13 protein-coding genes and 1 pseudogene are annotated in these 20,238 nt (G+C 44.4%); 5 read left to right on the top strand and 9 right to left on the bottom strand.

What is annotated here, in order from left to right:
• Window positions 1-39: 39 nt before the first annotated feature.
• The 4 genes from XZ46_RS08040 to XZ46_RS08055 all read right to left on the bottom strand — a co-directional run bounded on the left by XZ46_RS08040 (window position 40) and on the right by XZ46_RS08055 (window position 8,909).
• Window positions 40-1,836 carry a two-component system response regulator gene (locus tag XZ46_RS08040; protein WP_008049538.1) on the bottom strand — a complete coding sequence of 599 codons (1,797 nt, stop codon included), beginning with the start codon at window positions 1,834-1,836 and terminating at the stop codon, window positions 40-42.
• A gap of 164 nt (window positions 1,837-2,000) precedes the next feature.
• A complete protein-coding gene (locus XZ46_RS08045; protein WP_046320519.1) occupies window positions 2,001-3,506 on the bottom strand; it encodes an endonuclease/exonuclease/phosphatase family protein in 1,506 nt (501 codons plus the stop codon).
• A complete protein-coding gene (locus tag XZ46_RS08050; protein ID WP_008049540.1) occupies window positions 3,506-7,969 on the bottom strand; it encodes a PAS domain S-box protein in 4,464 nt (1,487 codons plus the stop codon). Before XZ46_RS08050 ends, XZ46_RS08045 begins: the two co-directional genes overlap by 1 nt.
• Before the next feature lie 166 nt (window positions 7,970-8,135).
• The gene (locus XZ46_RS08055; RefSeq protein WP_008049541.1) at window positions 8,136-8,909 is read right to left on the bottom strand and encodes a TIGR01548 family HAD-type hydrolase; all 774 of its coding nucleotides are present in this window, start codon (window positions 8,907-8,909) and stop codon (window positions 8,136-8,138) included.
• Window positions 8,910-9,005: 96 nt separating this feature from the next.
• Here XZ46_RS08055 and XZ46_RS08060 point away from each other — a divergent pair, with 96 nt between their 5' ends.
• Window positions 9,006-9,305, top strand: coding sequence for a 30S ribosomal protein PSRP-3 (locus XZ46_RS08060; RefSeq protein WP_006619075.1), 300 nt, complete (start codon window positions 9,006-9,008; stop codon window positions 9,303-9,305).
• 145 nt (window positions 9,306-9,450) lie between these two features.
• A complete protein-coding gene (locus XZ46_RS08065; protein ID WP_008049542.1) occupies window positions 9,451-10,143 on the top strand; it encodes a Mo-dependent nitrogenase C-terminal domain-containing protein in 693 nt (230 codons plus the stop codon).
• 1,015 nt (window positions 10,144-11,158) lie between these two features.
• On the opposite strand, the gene pabB is transcribed toward XZ46_RS08065, so the two are convergent.
• Genes pabB through XZ46_RS08085 form a run of 4 tightly spaced genes read right to left on the bottom strand, consistent with a single transcriptional unit; the run spans window position 11,159 to window position 14,812 of the window.
• The gene (pabB, locus tag XZ46_RS08070; protein WP_008049544.1) at window positions 11,159-12,919 is read right to left on the bottom strand and encodes an aminodeoxychorismate synthase component I; all 1,761 of its coding nucleotides are present in this window, start codon (window positions 12,917-12,919) and stop codon (window positions 11,159-11,161) included.
• 7 nt (window positions 12,920-12,926) lie between these two features.
• A complete protein-coding gene (locus XZ46_RS08075; protein ID WP_008049546.1) occupies window positions 12,927-13,973 on the bottom strand; it encodes a bifunctional heptose 7-phosphate kinase/heptose 1-phosphate adenyltransferase in 1,047 nt (348 codons plus the stop codon).
• Window positions 13,974-13,992: 19 nt separating this feature from the next.
• Window positions 13,993-14,574 carry a response regulator gene (locus XZ46_RS08080; protein WP_008049548.1) on the bottom strand — a complete coding sequence of 194 codons (582 nt, stop codon included), beginning with the start codon at window positions 14,572-14,574 and terminating at the stop codon, window positions 13,993-13,995.
• A gap of 58 nt (window positions 14,575-14,632) precedes the next feature.
• Window positions 14,633-14,812: a hypothetical protein gene (locus tag XZ46_RS08085; protein WP_006669441.1), complete on the bottom strand. Its 180-nt coding sequence runs from the start codon at window positions 14,810-14,812 to the stop codon at window positions 14,633-14,635.
• A 54-nt stretch (window positions 14,813-14,866) separates the two neighbouring features.
• Here XZ46_RS08085 and lipA point away from each other — a divergent pair, with 54 nt between their 5' ends.
• Complete coding sequence (lipA, locus tag XZ46_RS08090; RefSeq protein ID WP_035758563.1) at window positions 14,867-15,781, top strand: lipoyl synthase; 915 nt, start codon at window positions 14,867-14,869, stop codon at window positions 15,779-15,781.
• 63 nt (window positions 15,782-15,844) lie between these two features.
• Here lipA and XZ46_RS08095 read toward each other — a convergent pair whose 3' ends face one another.
• Window positions 15,845-17,683 (bottom strand): type II toxin-antitoxin system HicA family toxin, encoded by a 1,839-nt coding sequence (locus XZ46_RS08095; protein ID WP_008049551.1) that lies wholly within the window; start codon window positions 17,681-17,683, stop codon window positions 15,845-15,847.
• Window positions 17,684-18,040: 357 nt separating this feature from the next.
• Here XZ46_RS08095 and XZ46_RS08100 point away from each other — a divergent pair.
• Window positions 18,041-18,569, top strand: a pseudogene (locus XZ46_RS08100) (SWIM zinc finger family protein); the annotation flags it as partial.
• Between the two features lie 205 nt (window positions 18,570-18,774).
• Window positions 18,775-18,954 (top strand): hypothetical protein, encoded by a 180-nt coding sequence (locus XZ46_RS32020; RefSeq protein WP_006620533.1) that lies wholly within the window; start codon window positions 18,775-18,777, stop codon window positions 18,952-18,954.
• The last annotated feature ends 1,284 nt before the right edge of the window (window positions 18,955-20,238 follow it).

Genomic DNA, 20,238 nt, shown 5'->3' on the forward strand with positions numbered 1-20,238 from the left:
AAGTATTGATTATTTAGGAGTTAAAACTAGCGAAATTATTTACCATGTTAGATTTCCGGAGATTAAATCGAGCAATGAACTTTCGGGTAGCGGTGGAGAAAATAAATAACCTTGTGCAAACTCACATTCTAAACTTCTCAATAATGACAGTTGTTCGGGGGTTTCTACACCCTCAGCAATTACCCCCATTTTCATGGTTTTTGCAATGTTAACAATCACGGGAACTAAGCCGCAACTTGAACCATTATTATCCATTCTTTGCACAAAAGATTTGTCGATTTTAAGAGTGTCAACTTGGAAATTATGCAGATAACTTAAAGAAGAGTATCCCGTGCCAAAATCATCAATACTTAGTCGGACATTTTGGCTTTTAAAACCTTCCAGAATAGCTACTGCTGTTTTCGGGTTATCCATAATTGCGCTTTCTGTTATTTCTAATTTTAAGCAATGGGGATCTAGTTTGGTGGCTTCTAAAATTTGTTGTATTTGCTGACTTAGCTCCATATTAGCAAACTGTCTCGCGGATACATTCACACTGATAAACATCGAATCATTAATAAGTTTATTTTCTTGCCAGCTTCTGAATTGCTCACAAGCACTTTTTAACACTAAATAACCAATGGCGTTAATTAAACCTGTTTCTTCGGCTATGGGAATAAATAAGACGGGGGGAATTAATTTTTTGGTGGGATGTTGCCACCTAATTAAGGCTTCAAAACCTGCGATTTTTCCGGTTTTTAGATGGATTATGGGTTGATAATAAACTAGAAATTCATTATTAGTAATGGCTCGCCTTAAATCGTTTTCAAGTTGCAGCTTTTCCGAAACATGGTGGTGCATACTCGGGTCAAATATATGATATTGACCTTTGCCTAAGTCTTTGGCTCGATACATGGCTGTATCTGCATCTCGTAGTATATGTTCCGGTTTTTGATAATCTAAATGTGACAAAGATATGCCAATACTTACATTGATAAATACTTCTTGATTTGGCAAGAAAAAAGGATGGGAAAAACTATCAAGAACTTTTTGAGCAATGGTTTTGGCTTCCGCCATATCCTCGATTTTATTAACCATAATCGCAAATTCGTCGCCTCCTAAACGAGCCAGGGTGTCTTCCGGTTTTAGCAGGGATTTTAGACGTTTGGAAATAGCGACTAATAGTTGATCACCTACGGAATGTCCGAGGGATTCGTTAATCATTTTAAAGCGATCGCAATCCAGAAACAACACCACAAACTGATAGTTAGGATATTGCTGTTTGATGTCAATACCATCAGCCAGACGTTCCAAAAATAAGGCTCGATTTGGTAAATTAGTTAACTCATCACGAAAAGCCATATCCCGGAGTTTACTGTTAGCAATTTCTAATTCTTGAGTTCGCTGTTCAACTCTTGCTTCTAGTTGGGTATTTAAAATTTGTAATTGCTGTTGAGTTCGCCGGAGAGTTAGTTGATTTTTTACCCTGATTAAGACTTCCTGAAACTGAAAGGGTTTACTGATATAGTCTACTCCACCACTTTCAAAGGCTTTCACCTTGTCAAAAATATCGTCCAAAGCACTCAGAAAAATTATGGGTACTTCTGCTGTATTAGGATCGGATTTAAGCTGATTACAAACTGTATAACCATCTATATCAGGCATCATAATATCCAGCAGGATTAAATCGGGTAACTTATTATTGACCTCCTCTAGTGCCGTTTTGCCGTCGATCGCCTCACGAACTTGATACCCTTTTTTTCTAAGAATGCGCGACAGTAGATGCAAATTTCCTGGCGTATCATCAACAATCAAAATATCTGATTCTTGGTGGTTATTTGACTGTTTATAACTCATAATGTATTTTAGTCTAGGTTGTGGGGTAAGCTATTGAACCCCCATGGTCAAGGGATTGATAAATAGGAAATATTAACATTGTACTCAACCCAGTTGTTTTTTGGGTATATGTTGCTTATTTGGGTAGCGATACGCCAAACAGACACCAAGATACCACAGTGTTATCAAGAATAGCCATTTAATTGAATTGTCGCCACCACCTGTCCATGATCTGACTTCCAGGGTTCTATTGATTCATCACTTAGGCTTTGGTCTACAAGGTGATCGTTGAATAAGGCAACATAACTAACCTTCCCAACTTGGCGGGAGTTTTCTAAAACTAATTCTTGACTAACCAAAATATGATCGAGAGTTTCATAATAACCATTATACATATAAGTGTAGTAGCAGTCTCGGTAACTTTGCCTAGCCTGAATATCTTTGACACTATAAAGCTGTAACTCATCATGGTTGTGGTTTGGTTTAAATCGGGTTTTTTTCCAAGAAATATCCCCCGCCATAATTTTGGTGGTAATGGCTAAATCACTATCATTAAAATCTCCTAAAATAATAATCGGATTTTGGCTATGGCTCCAAGTCTTGAGCATAATACATCGTAAAGCAGTAGCTTCGGCGGATCGACGCAGTAAAGACCTGACTTTTCCTTTGGCTTTTTCTACGGGATCTTGGCTATCTACTCCTTCGGGAATTTGGGGACGCTGGGATTTTAGATGCACAACAAAAACCGTACACTGTAGGCTGTCTTGTAGTTGAATATTAACTGCTAACACAGGTCGCGAAAAATGGTTAATGGGAATCATAGTTCCTTCTATATCTATTTGAGACTCTGGGGGGAATTTATCATAAATTTGCCAGGAGATAATTGGTAATTTGGAACAGAGACCTACTACGGGTTTATCACGAGTGGGATTCGTGGTAATTAAATGAGCGTTATGATAGGATTCGGTGGCGGCGAGAATTTCTTGTAGTGCTTCGGGGTCAAAGATTTCTTGAAATCCGATGATGTCGGCTTGCATGGTTGCTAACTGATGAGAAATCCAGGTCTTTTTTTGGTGGTAAAGTTCTGGGGTATATTGTCGAGTTTCGTAATAAGTTCGATTGGGTAAAACTAAGTTATATAGGTTAAATGTGCCTATTTTTAACGTTTTGGATCTGAGAATTGCTGGGGATTTTACGGGTTTGTGAAAGGTTAAATATTCCAGAAATATTGCCCAACTAGCGATCGCATTTTCCTCCCCCCAGGTCTGTCCCCCAGTTGCCTCGGCTAGACGATTATATGCTGTGTCTATTAAGTCTTGACTTAGGGAACTTTGGCGGTTAATATAAATAGTCACATCATGGAGTTTACATGATGCGATCGCTTGATTAATCGCCGTTGTCAAACTGGTGGAGTTTGGCTGACATTCTGTGGGTCTACCCTCCCAGTAATAAATCACTCTCATGGCTTGTGGTCGCCATTGAAAGTCACTACAAATATCCCCAATAGTATCAATAGCCGCCATGGTATTTGGGGGGATACCGTCTTCAACCTGTAACCATTCAACGCGCCAATTTTCCGATGAACTTGAAGCTACTGTAATCATCACTTCAGCAGTTTCTAAAAAATCGGCAAAGGGAGGTTCCAAATCATCAATAGCATTGATTAAAAGCACTATATCAATTGTCATCATTATTCCACCTTAGACATTCGCTGATCAAGATAATTATTAAACAGTCTAATTATCATGGTAGTGCCGACATTTTCTTGGGAGTCACATTCGAGATAACCACCATGTTGCTCAACAATAGTTTTATGAGCAATAGATAAACCCAAACCTGTGCCGCGTCCCACAGATTTAGTCGTAAAAAATGGATCAAAAATTTTCGACTGTATTTCCTGGGGTATTCCCAGACCATTATCAGCAATTTCGATTTTTACCCCCACATTACCAGACTTAGGATGATGAACAGGTAAAGTGCTGACGGTGAGGGTAGGAATAAAGTCTCTATCCACTTTTATCCGGTCTTCCAAAGCATCGATCGCATTATTTAATAAATTCAGAAATACCTGATTGATTTCACTAGCAAAGCATTCAATTCTCGGCAAATCCCCCCAATGGTTAATCAGTTCAATTTGGCATTTTTTGGCAACCATATTAAAGCGACCTTGTAGCATCATGATCGTACTTTCCAAGCCTTCATTAATATCGGCTTTTTTGATTTTAGCCTCATCAAGTCTAGCAAAATTTCGCAAAGATAAAACAATTTTAGTGACTCGCTCGGCTCCCCGTTGCATGGACTCTAAAATATTACCAAAATCTTCCTTAATAAACTCCAGATCGATTTCCTCAATCTTATCTTGAATATCGGGATGAGTTTCGGGATAAACCTGCTGATATAATTCACACAAATCTAATAAATCGGCTAAATATTGTCGAGCCGGATTAACATTACCGTAAATAAAACTAATCGGATTGTTAATTTCATGAGCCACCCCAGCCACTAACTGTCCTAAAGATGCCATTTTTTCACTTTGGATAATTTGCGCCTGGGTACTCTTCAGCTCTTGCAAAGTAGTAGCAAGCTGTTTAGCCTTGCGTCGTTCTCTCGCCTCGGATCTTTTGAGAGCCTCTTCCGCCTGTTTCCGTTCAGCCAGTTCCATTTGTACCTGTTCAAAGAGGCTGCATTGTTGGAGAGCGATCGCCAATTGCACGCCAATTTGTTTAAGGCTAGAAATCTCAAAGGCTTGCCACTTGCGAGTATCCCGACATTGATGAGCAATTAATAATCCCCAAAGTTTACTATTGTCTTTTGCCACATTTTTCGGTTGCAAAATGGGAATTACCAGATTAGCTTTCACCTGTAAACCTTCCAAAAGTCCCACATGACAACGAGTTAAATTAGCATTATAAATATCAGCGATCGCTCTAGTTCTGCCATCTTCATACAACCGCGCATGGGAGGACTCAAAACACTCATCACGAATATCTAAACCCTGCAAAGCCATCCATTCTTCACCCACCGACTCCACCGCAATAAAGCCAGTCCAATCGGCATTAAACTGATAAATCACTGTGCGATCAACCTGCAAGAAATAGCGAACTTCTTCCACTGCAGTTTGCAAAACTTCTTGTAAATTCAAAGATGAGCGTATCCGCTCCAACATAATACCGACAAATCGTTCCTGTAGTAACTTTTGTTGGAGAGTTTCCTCCGCTCGTCGTCGCTCGGTAATATCCGTATGTACAATAATTAATCCAATGGGATTTTGTGCAGTATCAAAAATACAATCAGCGCGGACTAAATTAGGAATAATCACCCCAGAGCGAGTTTTAATCCCCACTTCCCCACTCCATGATCGCAAATTTTGCAGAGAAGACAAAATACTATTACCAACCCGGGTAGAAATATAAAGTTTAATCGGTCCACCGATCGCATTTAATTCTTCCACAGTATAGCCGTAACTTTGAATTAAGGCGCGATTCAAATATAGTGCCTTTCCTTCCAGGTCTGTAATCACAATAGCATCACTGCTGCTATCTACCGCCGCCTTCACCCGCAATAGTTCAATTTCGGCTTGTTTGCGATCGCTAACATCTTTATAAGTCCCCGTCATTCGCAGGGGTCGTCCTTGTTCATCCCATTTAAATATCTTACCACGAGACAGCATCCATTGCCATTTTTGGGAACTATTTAGCATTCGCATTTCCACCTCATAAACATGGCGGCGACCCTTCATAGAATCATTTAAAGCCTCCACAACTCGTTTTTGATCATGGGGGTGAATTAATTGTTTCCAAGATTGGAAAGTATTATCAATTTCCTGTGGTTCATATCCTAACATTCGTTGCCATTGTGGGTCAAAATATACTTCTCCGGTCGAGATATTCCAATCCCATAAACCCAAAGAACTACCTTCCAGAGCCAATTTTAATTGTTCCTCACGACTTTGTAACGCTTCCACCGCTTTTTTAAATTCAATAACCACCGCCATTTGATTAGCAATTACCGCCAAAGTTTCCAAAACTTGCTTAGTCAATAATTCCCGACTAAATAAACCCATTACCCCCACACAAGCACCGTCAACAATTAACGGATACCCGACAAAATTAGTTAAACCTTGCTGGGTAATAGTGGCAAAATCCTCACCCCAAGCATCATGGCATAAATCGAAGCTCAAAATCGATTGTTGTTTACTCACTATTACCCCTATTGGCTGAGAACCAACTGTAATAAAAGCCAAATTTGCTGGGGGATTATCCAAACCATCAATACCTTGTAATTCTAGTAAAGTATTGGCATGATTTATCGCCCAAATACAAGTAATCGTATCATCAAAATAATTCCCCAAAGTCTTAGCACAATTAGTCATAACTTCCGATAAACTACCCCCACGAGTTATCGCAAACCCTACCTCAGATTTGAGAGCCGTTAATTGTACGCGAAGTGCTAACTCAGCCGTGGCTCGTTTGTGTTCGGTAATATCCCTAATTATGCAAATGACTGTTTGGGAGTTGCCACGGATAATGCGGGTTTCATATTGCCTCCATTCCTCTCCATTCTTGACAGGTAATTGATATTCAATGGCTTGAATTTCCGAGAAAAATAAAGCGCGATTATGAGCATCTTGGAGATTATTACCAACTTCATCAGGCAAAATATCTAGGATATTTCTACCTAATAATAATTCTGGTAACATCCAGTCAGAACTGTTATGGGGTGGTTTCACATCAACGATTGTGCCATCCCTCTGACATTGAAGAATTAAATCAGGAATGGCATTTAATAAGGCTCGGTTAGTCGCTTCGCTTTCCAGCAAAGCCACCTCGGAAAGTTTTTGGTTGGTGATATCTGTAGCCAGACAGCAAATAGCTGCTGTTTTTCCGGTATCATCTTCTAACAGAAAACGATTAGATAGGTAGGTTTTTAAGCTGTCATTAAACCGGATTTCTTCTTCCCATTGGATAGGTTCTTGAGTCTCTAATAAAGCTGTATCAGCCGATTGAAAAGCTAGGGCGATTTCTGGGGGAAACAAATCATAATCAGTTTTACCCAGCACCTGATCACGGTGCAAATTAAATCGCTTTTCATACTCTCGGTTCACTAGGAGATAGCGTCCGCCATCGTCTTTCATGTAAATTATGGCGGGAGCGTGATCAAGGATATTTTGTAGTCGCTTTTGGCTTTGGTGTAGAGACCTTTGAGCGATCGCCCTTTCATGAGCCTCCAAAGCTAGAGTTACCCAGTCTGCTAGGTAGGTGGCAAAGTTCTGTTGTTGCAGATCCCAATTAATCACCTCTCCCTGATTTTCTAAACACAGAACCCCGATAGTTTCCCCTCCCAAATGAATGGGAATATCTAACATAGACCTAATATCCAGAGGCTGAAGATAGGCGGCGGTAAATTCCCTAGTGCTGGGGTGATTTTGGGCATCTACTGCCACAATTCTCTCTGTAGTTTCTAGGGCGGAAAAATAGCTCGGATAGTCGGTAGCTTCCAGCTTGCTCCCCTGAGAATAGCAGTCTTTTTCCTGCTCATATAACTTGACACACTCAATGGCATTATGGTATGGTGTATAAAACCATATACTCGCTCTACTTACTTGCAAAGTGCGGGCAGCAATACGAGTCAGGGTCTCAAAGGCTTGGTCAATATCTCCGTGATAAAATTCCCAAGACCGAGCCAGTTCCATTTGTGCCTGTTGTTGATTATGCAGAAACTGCTGTCGCTGTTTTTGGGTGTCGATCGCTTCTGGTGCTAGTGGTCGAACCATTGCCAAAAATCCGATCAATTCCCCATTTGCGTCTCTCACGCCGCTGATCAACAGAGACACAACCACAGTAGTACCATCACGGCGAATATAGGTGTGTTGCTGTTCGTCAGTTTCCCCTAAAATTACGCGCTCTATGAGGGTTTGATGTAGCTGTTCTTTTTGGTCAGTGTGGCGAGTATTTCTGTGGTCTTGGTGATGAAATTCCGTCCAGTGAATATGGTCGATCGCCTCGGAGGCTGTATATCCTAGGAGGTTTTCCGCCGCGCGATTAAATGTGCAAACCATACCATTGCGATCGGTCGCAATGATAGCAATATCAGCACAATGAATAATAGCTTGCTGAAATTCTGGACTCGATGGATAAATTGTCTGAGTAACCATCACAGTTTAATAGAAGTTTAACCAACTCGGCCGATTCAAATCAAGATGCTGGACTTATATTGTAGATGCAGGCTTTAACAGAGTTTGATATTAAAATTTGGTATTATCATCTAGTGTAGCCTGATTAGCGATGAATCGGACAGAAACTAGCCGCGGTGGGACGAAACTACTCAGCAATTAACCGGAAAATCACCTCTGGTGTTAGTTGTTGTACACCATTGACCACTTGAGTCGCTCCGGCTTTTTTCAGCGTCTGGGTGTAGGATGCTATACTCTCCGTAGTTTCTTGAGCATGGGGAGGTAATACACCCACACCCACCCAAGTCCGCGTGCTGTCCTGTTGCTGTGCTTTAGCGACTGTGTACATATCCGCCACCGTGTCACCCACATAAATCACAGGTTTTGGCGACTCTGGGGCTTCCAATTGACCCACGACAGCCAGCAACCCCGTGGGGTCTGGTTTTCCCGGTGCGTCTTCCATAGCAATTAGGGCAATATTAGGCAGATTTAGTTTCCCCTGTAATACATATAATGCCTCATCTCGCATGGCTCCGCTAAAAAACCCCCAGGCGATCGCATTATCGGTTAACTGCTGGAAATATTCCGGGGTACACAACAGGGGTTCAGAACAAATGTAACCCGTCCAATTATCTGGGTCTGGTCCCTGATAGCGGGATTGGAAAAAGGCTACAATTTGCCCATAGTCCAGGTTAATGGCATCGCGATTTTGACCCTGACTCTCAAAATAGCGATAAATCAACTCCCTGGACGCTTCCCAGTCATTATTCCAAACCCCTTCAGACTTGAGGCGATCGATATCTGACACCGTAGGGCGATAGGATTTAGTAAAAAGTTCTACCGTATCTGCGATCGCCCGACGATAGGACCCTCCCACGTCTCGAATTACCCCATCAATATCAAAAATTACAATAGCCTTCATGTCAACCCATCAAAAATGTTACAAACGAGAGATACTGCGATATAATCGAGTGTTGTGTATTTTTTGCAATTAACTCAAATTAGCCCGGAGGTGTAATTGTCAAGATTCATTCTAAAAGTTCTCTGGCTCGATGATAACGTCGCGCTGGCTGTTGACCAAGTAGTAGGGAAAGGGAGTAGTCCACTGACCTCCTACTTTTTCTGGCCACGCAAAGATGCTTGGGAAGAACTCAAAAATGAACTAGAGTCCAAGCGCTGGATCAATGATGTCGAGCGCATTGAGTTACTCAATAAAGCTACCGAAGTCATCAACTACTGGCAAGAGGAAGGCAGGCGGCGGCCCCTTGGTGAGGCTCAATCCAAATTCCCCGAAGTCATTTTCACCGGAAGCAGTTGATAGCGCGCGACAGTTCTTAACATTATAGCGAGTTTGAGCCTACAGCATTCGGTTGTAGGCTTTTGCTCTGTTGGTAACATTGCATATACTTTTTTTTGAGCGATCGGCTAAGTTAAACTGGAAACATCGAGCGCTAGGATAACCAATGAATAGCATCGCTGAATCCACCCAATACAGCAGCCAACAGACTCTCGCCTGGATGAGAGGCCTACTAGCCTTAGCTTGGGCTGACGGTCAGTTTCAAGAGGAGGAACAGCAATTAATTGCCAGCATCACCCATGACATCCTCGCAACAGATATCGATGTTAACACCCTCGAACCCATTTCTCCCCAGGAATTAGCAGAAGTCTTAGGACCCAACCCAATTCTCGCCGAGAACTTCCTGCGAACCGCCGTCATGGTCGCGCTGGCTGACGGCATTTATTCAGTCTGTGAAGATGACCTTCTCCACCAGTTTTGTGAAGCCTTGGGTTTACAAGTCAAAGTCTTAGACTCCCTCAGACACACCTTAGAAGATCTATCAGAAGGTTACTGCAAAGAACCCAAGGAACCCAAGCGCCCAGCACATCATCACCATCATATAGATGTTTTAGCTCCCGTCAAGCATTGGCTAGATGACTGGCAACTACATGACCCCAAAGTAGCCAAATTCATTTGTAAAATGGTTCCTCCTCAGTGTCCTTTTGAAAGGGATATTAAGCTCTTTGGTCACAAAATTGTTCATATCCCCCCCATGTGCAAGATTAACCCCCTCTATGAGCAATTAGTAGGGTTACGCTTTCGGGCTTTATCTTATCTGGCTGATGAGTGTCACGAGGATATCTCGAAGTATTGTTAGCTAATCACCAGAGGCAATTATCTTCCGCTTTCAGTTGTTGATGATTGCCTCTGTGTACAATGTAGGGGCGGGTTCTGCTGTGAATTATATCTCCCCACCCGAAGATGAATAAACCCGCCCTATAAACCCGCCCTCTGGGGTTCTGCGGTGAATTATATCTCCCCACCCGAAGATGAATAAACCCGCCCTCTATCTTCGGCTTTCAGTTGTTGATGATTGCCTCTGTGTACAACGTAGGGGCGGGTTCTGCTGTGAATTATATCTCCCCACCCGAAGATGAATAAACCCGCCCTCTATCTTCGGCTTTCAGTTGTTGATGATTGCCTCTGTGTACAACGTAGGGGCGGGTTCTGCTGTGAATTATATCTCCCCACCCGAAGATGAATAAACCCGCCCTCTATCTTCGGCTTTCAGTTGTTGATGATTGCCTCTGTGTACAACGTAGGGGCGGGTTCTGCTGTGAATTATATCTCCCCACCCGAAGATGAATAAACCCGCCCTATAAACCCGCCCTCTGGGGTTCTGCTGTGAATTATATCTCCCCACCCGAAGATAAATAAATCCGCCCTCTGGGGTTCTGCTGTGAATTATATCTCCCCACCCGAAGATAAATAAACCCGCCCTATAAACCCGCCCTCTGGGGTTCTGCGGTGAATTATATCTCCCCACCCGAAGATAAATAAACCCGCCCTCTATCTTCCGCTTTCAGTTGTTGATGATTGCCTCTGTGTACAATGTAGGGGCGGGTTCTGCGGTGAATTATATCTCCCCACCCGAAGATAAATAAACCCGCCCTATAAACCCGCCCTCTGGGGTTCTGCTGTGAATTATATCTCCCCACGCGCTGAGGATGAATAAACCCGCCCTATAAACCCGCCCTCTGGGGTTCTGCTGTGAATTATATCTCCCCACCCGAAGATGAATAAACCCGCCCTCTGGGGTTCTGCTGTGAATTATATCTCCCCACGCGCTGAGGATGAATAAACCCCCCCTATGGAGAGACGGCGAGAGGAGGTTATTTAGTGGTTTTAAGAGTGGCTTTTTGCCATTGGCGGACAGAATTAATGATATAAATATCCTCCGATTTTTGGAGGGTTTCTATATCAATAATAGCCTCTTTGAGCTTACCCTGCTTGAGTAAGCTACCCCGAAAAGTTCCGGGAAGTAAACCGCTGGTGACTGGGGGGGTAAGCCAATCATCATTGATTTTAATAATCAGATTAGCAATGGTAGTTTCTGTGACCTCTCCCCGTTCATTCCATAAAATCACATCATCACAGTCGGGACGGGAATTCCGGGCGGTTTCATAGATGCTGCGGTTGGTGGTTTTATGATATAAAAAAGGGTTTTGGGAATTAATGGGCGTGGGAGATAAACCTAAATAAATCTGTCGGTTAGGTGGGGATTTCTCAAAGGCAGAAATTTCGTAATTGAGAACACCCTGGCGGTCAACTAATAACCTAACTCGATAGGGAATTGACCAGGATTTACTTAAATCGATTAATTGTTGATTGATGTGTTCTAGGGATAAGGGAATCCCAAAATATATGGCTGACTCTGATAACCTGTTTAGGTGTTCTTCCCGGAGAAAAAATCCTGCCTCTGGGGTCCATAGCATGGTTTCTAATAGGGAAAAATCACAGCTATTATTGATGCTCAGAAACTTGGCTTTGGTTTCACATTCTTGGTATTCATCCTGGCTGTCAGAATCCCACAGAATACCACCACCAACGCCATACTCGGCTTGATTATTTTCGTGGTCAATGATAACTGTACGAATGGCTACGTTAAACTGGGTTCTATAATTATTCGGGGTCTGTTGTGGTTGGATAAAGCCAATGGTTCCAGTATAAAGGTGGCGGGGAGTAGTTTCTAACTGGTGAATTAACTGCATGGTTCTGGGTTTGGGTGCGCCTGTAATGGAAGCACAGGGGAATAAGGCGGCGATGATTTCTGATGGTAAAGCCTGGGTTTTGGCGGTGACTGTGGAGGTCATTTGCCACAGGGTTGGGTATTTTTCGACGGTAAATAATTCGGGAACTTGGACGGTTTTAATATCCCCAATGCGACTAATATCATTGCGGATCATATCCACAATCATGACGTTCTCGGCGCGGTTTTTGGGGGAATTTTGCAGCCATTGGGCGATCGCATTATCTTCGGTTAAAGTGCAACCACGGGCGGCGGTTCCTTTCATGGGACGGGTGATCAGTTCACCGTCAGCTAGTTGGAAAAAGAGTTCCGGGGAAGCAGAACAAATGCTAAAGCGATCGCCACATTCGATATATGCTGCATAGTCGGCTTGTTGCGATCGCACTAATTGCCAAAACCAAGCCAAAGCATCCCCAGAAAACTCCGTCCGTAGGCGAAAAGTATAATTGACCTGATAGGTTTCCCCCCTAGCAATATAACCTCGAATTTGGTTAATAGCCTCCTGATATTCAGTGGGGGTGACAGAAGATAACCACTCACCCACAGTATAATCTGATCGGGAACAGAGGCGGGGTGGGGTGATAATTTGTGGTTGTTGATATAGCCCAAACCAGAGCAAAGGAAACTCATCTGGGGGATAGGTAGTCAAAGCGGAATCGAAAGCGCTAGAGGCTTCATAACTGATAAAACCCGCCGCCCATAAATGCCCTTCCCGGAGACTTTCATCAATCTGTTGTAAGGCAGGAATTACCTGATCGAGACGATCGCAATTAACAATATAGCAGGGATGTTCAAATAGTAACCACTGCTTATTTTGGGCATCATGGATGATTACTCTGTTCATAGTCAACTCAACTAACTTCACCTTCCAAAAGCGATCGCAAAGCCTCCTTCATTTCCGCTATAGAAGTGGTAGCCGTCCCAAACTGACGCACCACCAAACTAGCCGCCAAATTACCCAAAACCGCCGCCTCCCAAAAACTCGCCCCCACAGATAAAGCCAAAGTTAAAGCCGCCACCACAGTATCTCCCGCCCCCGTCACATCAAAAACATCCAAAACATTAAACGGAGGAATATGGCTAACTTGTAGCGTCTGATTTTCCCCCCATTCAAAAAGACTCATCCCCTCCTCACCCCTAGTAATTAGCACCCGTTTCGCCCGAGTCAAATTCAGTAAATCAGTCCCCGCACGTCTGAGACTCTCTTCATTAGCGATCGAATATCCTACCGCCTTTTCCGCTTCAGGAACATTAGGAGTAAACAACATCGCCCCCTGATAGCGTTGTAAATCAACTTGAGCATCCACCACCGAAAACCCATGACCCAAAGCCGCGCCAATAACCGGGGAAGTTAACACCCCATCCCCATAGTCCGAACAAACCACCCCATCAACATTATCTCTGTGTTGTTCGATATATTCAGCCAACCGCCATTGAAGTTCCAAGCTGGGTAAATCATCCGATTTGCGATCGACCCGGACAATTTGCTGAGTCACCGACTGGCGCGCGTGTCCAGAAATCCGAGTTTTAGTCACCGTAGGGCGGTCTGCGTCTGTGAGAATACCCTCCGTATCAATTCCCGCCTCCCGAAAAATCCTCTTGAGAGTCTCCCCTTGGTCATCCTTTCCCACCAACCCCGCCACCGACACTGCAGCCCCCAACTTAGCCAAATTGTAAACCGCATTAGCTCCCCCTCCTGGGATTTGTTGAGTAACTTCATGGCGCAGAATTAGCACTGGTGCTTCCCGCGACAACCTCTCCACCTGACCAGTCATAAACTCATCCAGAGTCAGATCCCCCACCACCAGAATTCGCGCCTTAGCAAAATTATCCAAGTGTTCCATAAGGGTATCCGCAGCCCCCTCAAGCTGATTGAGAAACGAAGATTCTAAGGTCATAATTAACAGTTACTCACCCCTACTTGACTTTTTTGAGTACAAAAGCCTTGATTTGCGCCACCTGTTTTTTCAGGGCTACCATTTCCCTCTGCATAGCAACAATTTTCTGTTCTAAAGCCTTAATCTTAGCTGCATCCGCCGCCGTTGTCGCCGCCACAGGAGGAGGTGCTGTCTCTTGAGTTGGTGCAGGTGCGGGGGGAGCCACTTTCAGAGGTGGGCGAGGTTTCTTAGCCTTTTCAAAAGCCGACTTGATCGCATCTATCAATTGTCCTCTCTCAAAAGGTTTTTCGATAAACTCAAAATACTCGAAAGGTTCAGCAATTTTCTCCGTCACTTCCTCTTTTCGACCAGACATCAACACCAGGGGAATTTTCCTAAGTTCTTCACTAGCTTGGATTTGCTGAAAAACATCCCATCCGCTGAGTTTAGGTAACAGGAAATCCAGCATAATCAGGTTGGGGCGTTCTTCGCGCACTAGGTCTATGCCTTCTTTCCCGTCTTTCGCTTCTAGCACATCAAAGTTACCCTGGGGTAACATCTCCCGAACTTTTACCCGAATCACCTTACTATCATCAATAACTATAATTTTCCGACCTGCCACGGCTTACTCCCCCGGTGATGAATACATAATCTGAATATTGGTGCAGCACTTAACCTTCTCAAATCTGTTGATAGCTTAACAAAGTCGAGAATAGTATGGCATCACCAACAATGGTCAAGGATACCGCCATCAAACCATTACCCTCACCCCAAACCCCTCTCCCAAACGGGGCGAGGGGCTTCCGAATGTACTTGATGGCTTGAGAAGCTGCTATAGTGAGTTCCCATATAATCAGCATCGCAGAAAACTGCTTTGTGTTATAAAAAATAGCTATCCTAGATATCAATACATTATGTCAACCACTCCTGATTCTATCTCATCACGTCACCGAGACGCAATTAAATCTATGCCTGAGTGGTTGCGTCGTCCTATTGGTGCGGCTAGTGAACTCTCGCAGGTGCAACGGATTATCAAACAGCGACAAATTCATACTATTTGTGAGGAGGGGCGCTGTCCCAACCGGGGGGAATGTTATGCTCAGGGGACGGCTACTTTTTTACTTATGGGGCCTACTTGTACCCGCTCCTGTGCTTTTTGTCAAGTTGATAAGGGCCATGCTCCTATGCCACTTGATCACGATGAACCCCGCAAGGTAGCAGAAGCAGTCCAAATTTTGGGGTTGCGTTATGTGGTGTTAACTTCTGTGGCGCGGGATGATTTGGCTGATGGCGGCGCGGGCTGGTTTGTGGCTACTATGGAGCAAATTCGATCGCTTTGTCCCCAAACTCAAATAGAGGTGCTTACTCCCGATTTTTGGGGGGGAAAGGCTGAAGATACTCAACAGCAACAATATCAGCGTATTGATTTCGTGGTGAGGGCGAAACCTGCTTGTTATAACCATAATATTGAAACCGTGCGACGGCTGACGCTTCCGGTGCGACGGGGGGCGAAGTACGATCGCTCTCTCGACCTGTTGCGCCACGTCCGAGAAGTTGACCCGACTATTCCTACTAAGTCCGGTCTCATGTTGGGACATGGGGAAACCGAAGAAGAGATTTTACAGACTTTCGCTGATTTAAGACAAGTTCAATGCGCGCGCCTCACTATCGGTCAATATATGCGCCCTTCCCTCGATCATCTCCCCGTCCATAAATATTGGACCCCCCAAGAGTTTGACCGTCTAGGGGCGATCGCCAAAGATATGGGTTTTTCTCACGTTCGCTCCGGTCCCCTGGTTCGGAGTTCCTATCATGCTGGGGAATTTTAGTCCCACCCATCATCCCAATTTCCCCAATCATTTATGATTAAATAGGGAACCGAGTTGCTCAAATCAGAAATTATCCCTCAACTCTTGTTCGCTTATCTTCCCAAATTGTAAAATGTTTTTGAGGGTACCGTAAGGCACATCTTTGTTAGGATGGGGAACCGTACAAAAAAGGGTTTTTTTGAGGTGAACATGGCTCCCTGTTTGGCGGTAAGTCACAAATTTCAAGCGATGTAGACCTCTGATTACCTCAGAACTGGACAGAGAGGATATGTTGGATATACTGAGGTTGGCTGGGGTAAAGCAATCTTCAGGTTTGATCGAGTCACTGACATCGTAATCACCTACCTGCCTATCCTCAAGGCGACTTTTCAGGTACACAATTTTCGATCTATGTTGCCCCAGTTCATTTTCTAAATCTCTGATTTGGGCTGCCAAACCCTGATTTTCTTCGGTGATATAGGCTACCCATTCCTCCCTATCCTCAAGGCGACTTTCCAGGTCCAAAATTATCGATCTATGTTCCCCCAGTTCATTTTCTAACTGTCTGATTTGGGCTGCCAAACCGTCATTTTCTGCGGTGATATAGACTTCAAAATCTCGGGACTGTTCTTTGATACACTCTGATTCTTCCCTAGCCGATTCCAAGGCTCTTCTCAACTGCTCAACATCAGCTTGTTCCCTCAGTTGGCTTTGCAGGTCTGCCGATTGCTGTATCGCCTGATCATACTCGCGGGTCAGTTCCGCAATCTTTTGATTCAGGCTCACTATCTGCTCATTGGTCCTCCCTTCCCGCTCTTCGGTTTCCTGCAACTGGCGCTGCAACTTTTCCAGGGTGCGCGTCATTTCCTGCTGTTCCCTGTTCTGGCTATTCAGGCAATTTTCCAGGTTGGCGATCGCCTCAGACCGTCTGTCAATTTCCTCTTGCGCCTCTACCTGATATTCCACCGCCCAGGCTAATTGATTCCGCAGTTCTTGCAGAGAGGTCTGGCTATCATCCTGTTGATGTTGGAAATCCACGATTTTCTGTTCGTAGTCGGCGATCGCTATTTTCAGTTCCGTTGCGATCGATTGCTGTTCCCTTCGGTAGTCCTCCAACTCCTCCCGCCCCTTTTCCCTAACAGCGATCAGGGCTTCATTTTGTTTAACTTTCTGCTCCAACTCTTCCCGAATATTCCGCGCCTCTTCCAGTAACTGTTTCTTTTCTCGGCGCTTTCGGTACAACGTGAATTCGATCAGCAACCAAACCACTGCACCCCCCGCCAAAAATATACCCGCAGTCAGCGAGAAAATACTAGGACTGTGCTGGAACCTCAGCAACCCCCTCGCCCATTTCGCGTAACTCTCCGCGAAGGTTGGCGGCACCCGCCGGACGTAATATACCCGCCCGATGATTTCCCCTCTGTTGACCATCCCCGTCGGGTCAGCTTCCGGTTGATAACGCCGTGTATATTTGCGTTCCGCAAACAATGGCGGCGGGTCCCGTAGGAGATCGTAAGGCTCATTAGTTAGGTTTTCCACGTCCAAACCGTCTTTCCAAAGGCGACGGGAATTGGAATAGTAGAGGATTTCCTGCTCTGGACAATCGGCGATCGCACTTTTGCAGTTCGTGACTACTAACCCGAACAGTCCGTAGTTACTGTCCAGGGTCCGCTGCAACTCCTCCGTTTCTCCCTCTAGCAGCGCCAGGGAAAGTTTCGTCGGCAAAGTGTGAGATAAAATGTTAAAATCTACTGTCTGCGTCGCAAAAATTGTCCGCTCCCAGTAGTTTTTATGATTTCCTAAGTTGTTAATCGTTGCCAGAACCAAAGATATGACGCTGATTATGCTTAATCGACCCAACATTTGCAGCGCGATTTTGACATTCACCTTGCCCAGCAGTTCTTTCGGTCTTCTGAATCTCATAAATTAACCTATCCCTATAATTATTTATCAATTTCCGTCAAACAATTTACGCAAATTCTCAGCCCAAATATTCCCCCTACTGCGATCGCATTATCGCCATCACTAGGTCATTATGTTAACTTTTGTAACAAAAAATTAAGAAATGTTGCGAAAAAATTTTTTTGGGGGGGGTGGGGTTGCCTTTTTGGGGGGTCTGCGCTATACTTTAGATAATGGGAATAGTTGCATTTTTTTGGTTGCTGCATATATTCTTATTATTAAACGATATGTCAATATCTTATCATGAGTTCCCGGCTGTTGTCAACCCTCACCCGTTGTCTATAATGAATAAAACGATATTTTTTGGGGTTCCCAATTATGGCAGATTACCATATAGAAAATAATCAGGAATGGTGGACCCAGCAATGGTTAGATATTCGGAATCGCTATCGGTTTAAGAAACGATTGGAAAGGGCGAGAAATTATGCGAGACCGGGTAATGTTCTCAATATTGAATTTACTGGTCAGCGGGTTCTGGCGCAAGTCCAGGGGACGCAAGCGGAACCTTATCAGGTGGAATTGTGGTTAGATGCTTTTACGGAGGAAGAATGGGGATATGTGATTGAAACATTATCCCAGCAGGCGATTTTTTCGGCGAAGTTGTTAGCGGGGGAAATGCCTTACAATATTGAGGATGTATTTGCTAAAAATGGCTGGCGGCTATTTCCTTTGAATTTGGATGAAGTACATTCTCGCGCTCTGTTGTCCAGATCCGGCTAACCCCTGTAAGCATATTGGTGCAGTTTATTATATGTTAGGCGATCGCTTTAGTGAAGATCCATGTGTCTTATTTCAACTGCGGGGACGCTTGAAAGAAGAGATTATCGCTAAATTGCGAAATATACGGAAACCTATAGGGTTTCCGAGCATACAAGGAGGTTTGTTTGATCTAAAAAAATTGGGTAGTGCCTAATATGTAATGATAGAGGTGTAGTGCGAGACGTTCAGGCATGAAATAAGGCTGCAATGCCAGAAATAACCGCCTGGTGGGGACTTCAACCCCTTGGTTGAATATAAGGAGCGCACTCGTGACCATCCTCATAACTGTTTATATGTCCCGACGTTGGGAGGAATCCAAACAAGGCAGGGAACTCAAGGTCAAGACTGAACGCTGGTTTTATGTACAGCAGGAAGTTGAGAGTAAAGGCGATAGCCACCCCCAGTTTCAGGACTCACAACCCGTCAGATTGAAGCGGGGAACGGAAGGCGTGAGGGAAACCTGTTCCCAATAACCCGACCACTGCCAATCATCTATGATTAGGGAAACCGAATGTCCGGCTTGAACCATCGTCAATTTATAGTAGCGAAACAGGTTGAAACGCTGCGCTCAAAAGAGCAAGGGGAAAAGTAGGAGTTTACTTACACTACCTACACAGACCTTGAAAATACCCCGGTGGATAAGACCAATCTAAAGATGGAATGCCCATATAAACGGAACGTTTAAACCCCTCTTAGGCTCTGCTAATAAACAAGTGAGCAATATTCTCGCAAGCAGAGCGTGAAAAGTGTAAGCGTATGGTGCGAGACGTTCGGGTATGAAATAGGGCTGAAATGCCCGAAATAACTACCCGGTGAGGATTCCAGCTCCGAATCTGGATATAAGGAGACCTCTCCTGACCATCCTCATAACTGGTTATATGTCCCGACGCTTAGGGAACTAAGCAAGGCAGGGAACTCAAGGTCATAAACGAACTGAGAAATCAGGGAGTAGAGAGTAACGGCGATAGCCACCCCCAGTTTTAGAAATCATAACTCCAGGATTGAAGCGGGGAACGGAAGGCGTGAGGTAGAACCTACTACCAAGACGCGACCACTGCCAACCATCTATGATTAGCAAGACCGAATGTCCGACTTGAACCATCGTAATACACTAGCAGCGAAATAGGTTGACACGCTGCGCTCAAAAGGGCAAGGGGAAAAGTAGGGGGTTCGTGCGACTACCTATACAGACCTTTAAAAGTACCCCGGCGGAGAGGACAAATCTAACGATGGAATGCCCATATAATCGGAACGTTGTAACCCCTCTAATGCTCTGCCTATAAACCAGTGAGTAATGCTATTCACAAGGCAGTAGTGAAAAATGTAAGCGCATGCTTAGAGGGTGAAGGATGTGACCAGAAGCTAAAGCCCAATTGTCATGGTTGGGATATGCCTACAGGTCACGGTGGGGATATAGATACTGCGGTCAGTAAGAGTATAATGGCGAGGACGAGTTTAAAGACTACGTGGTGCATATAGCTCTGAACATCGAAGTAGAAAGCAGGTCTCTTGATTCTGCTCCTTTGACAAATAGGGTATCCACACCAGGAGCCGTGTGATGGGAAACTATCAAGCACGGTTCTGAATGGGAGAGGGTGAAGGTGACTTCACTCTCGACCCCTAACCTTAGAGGGTGAAGGATGTGACCAGAAGCTAAAGCCCAATTGTCATGGTTGGGATATGCCCACAGGTCACGGTGGGGATATAGATACTGCGGTCAGTAAGAGTATAATGGCGAGGACGAGTTTAAAGACTAC

The organism is Limnospira indica PCC 8005 (genome assembly GCF_000973065.1).
Classification (GTDB): Bacteria; Cyanobacteriota; Cyanobacteriia; order Cyanobacteriales; family Microcoleaceae; genus Limnospira; species Limnospira fusiformis.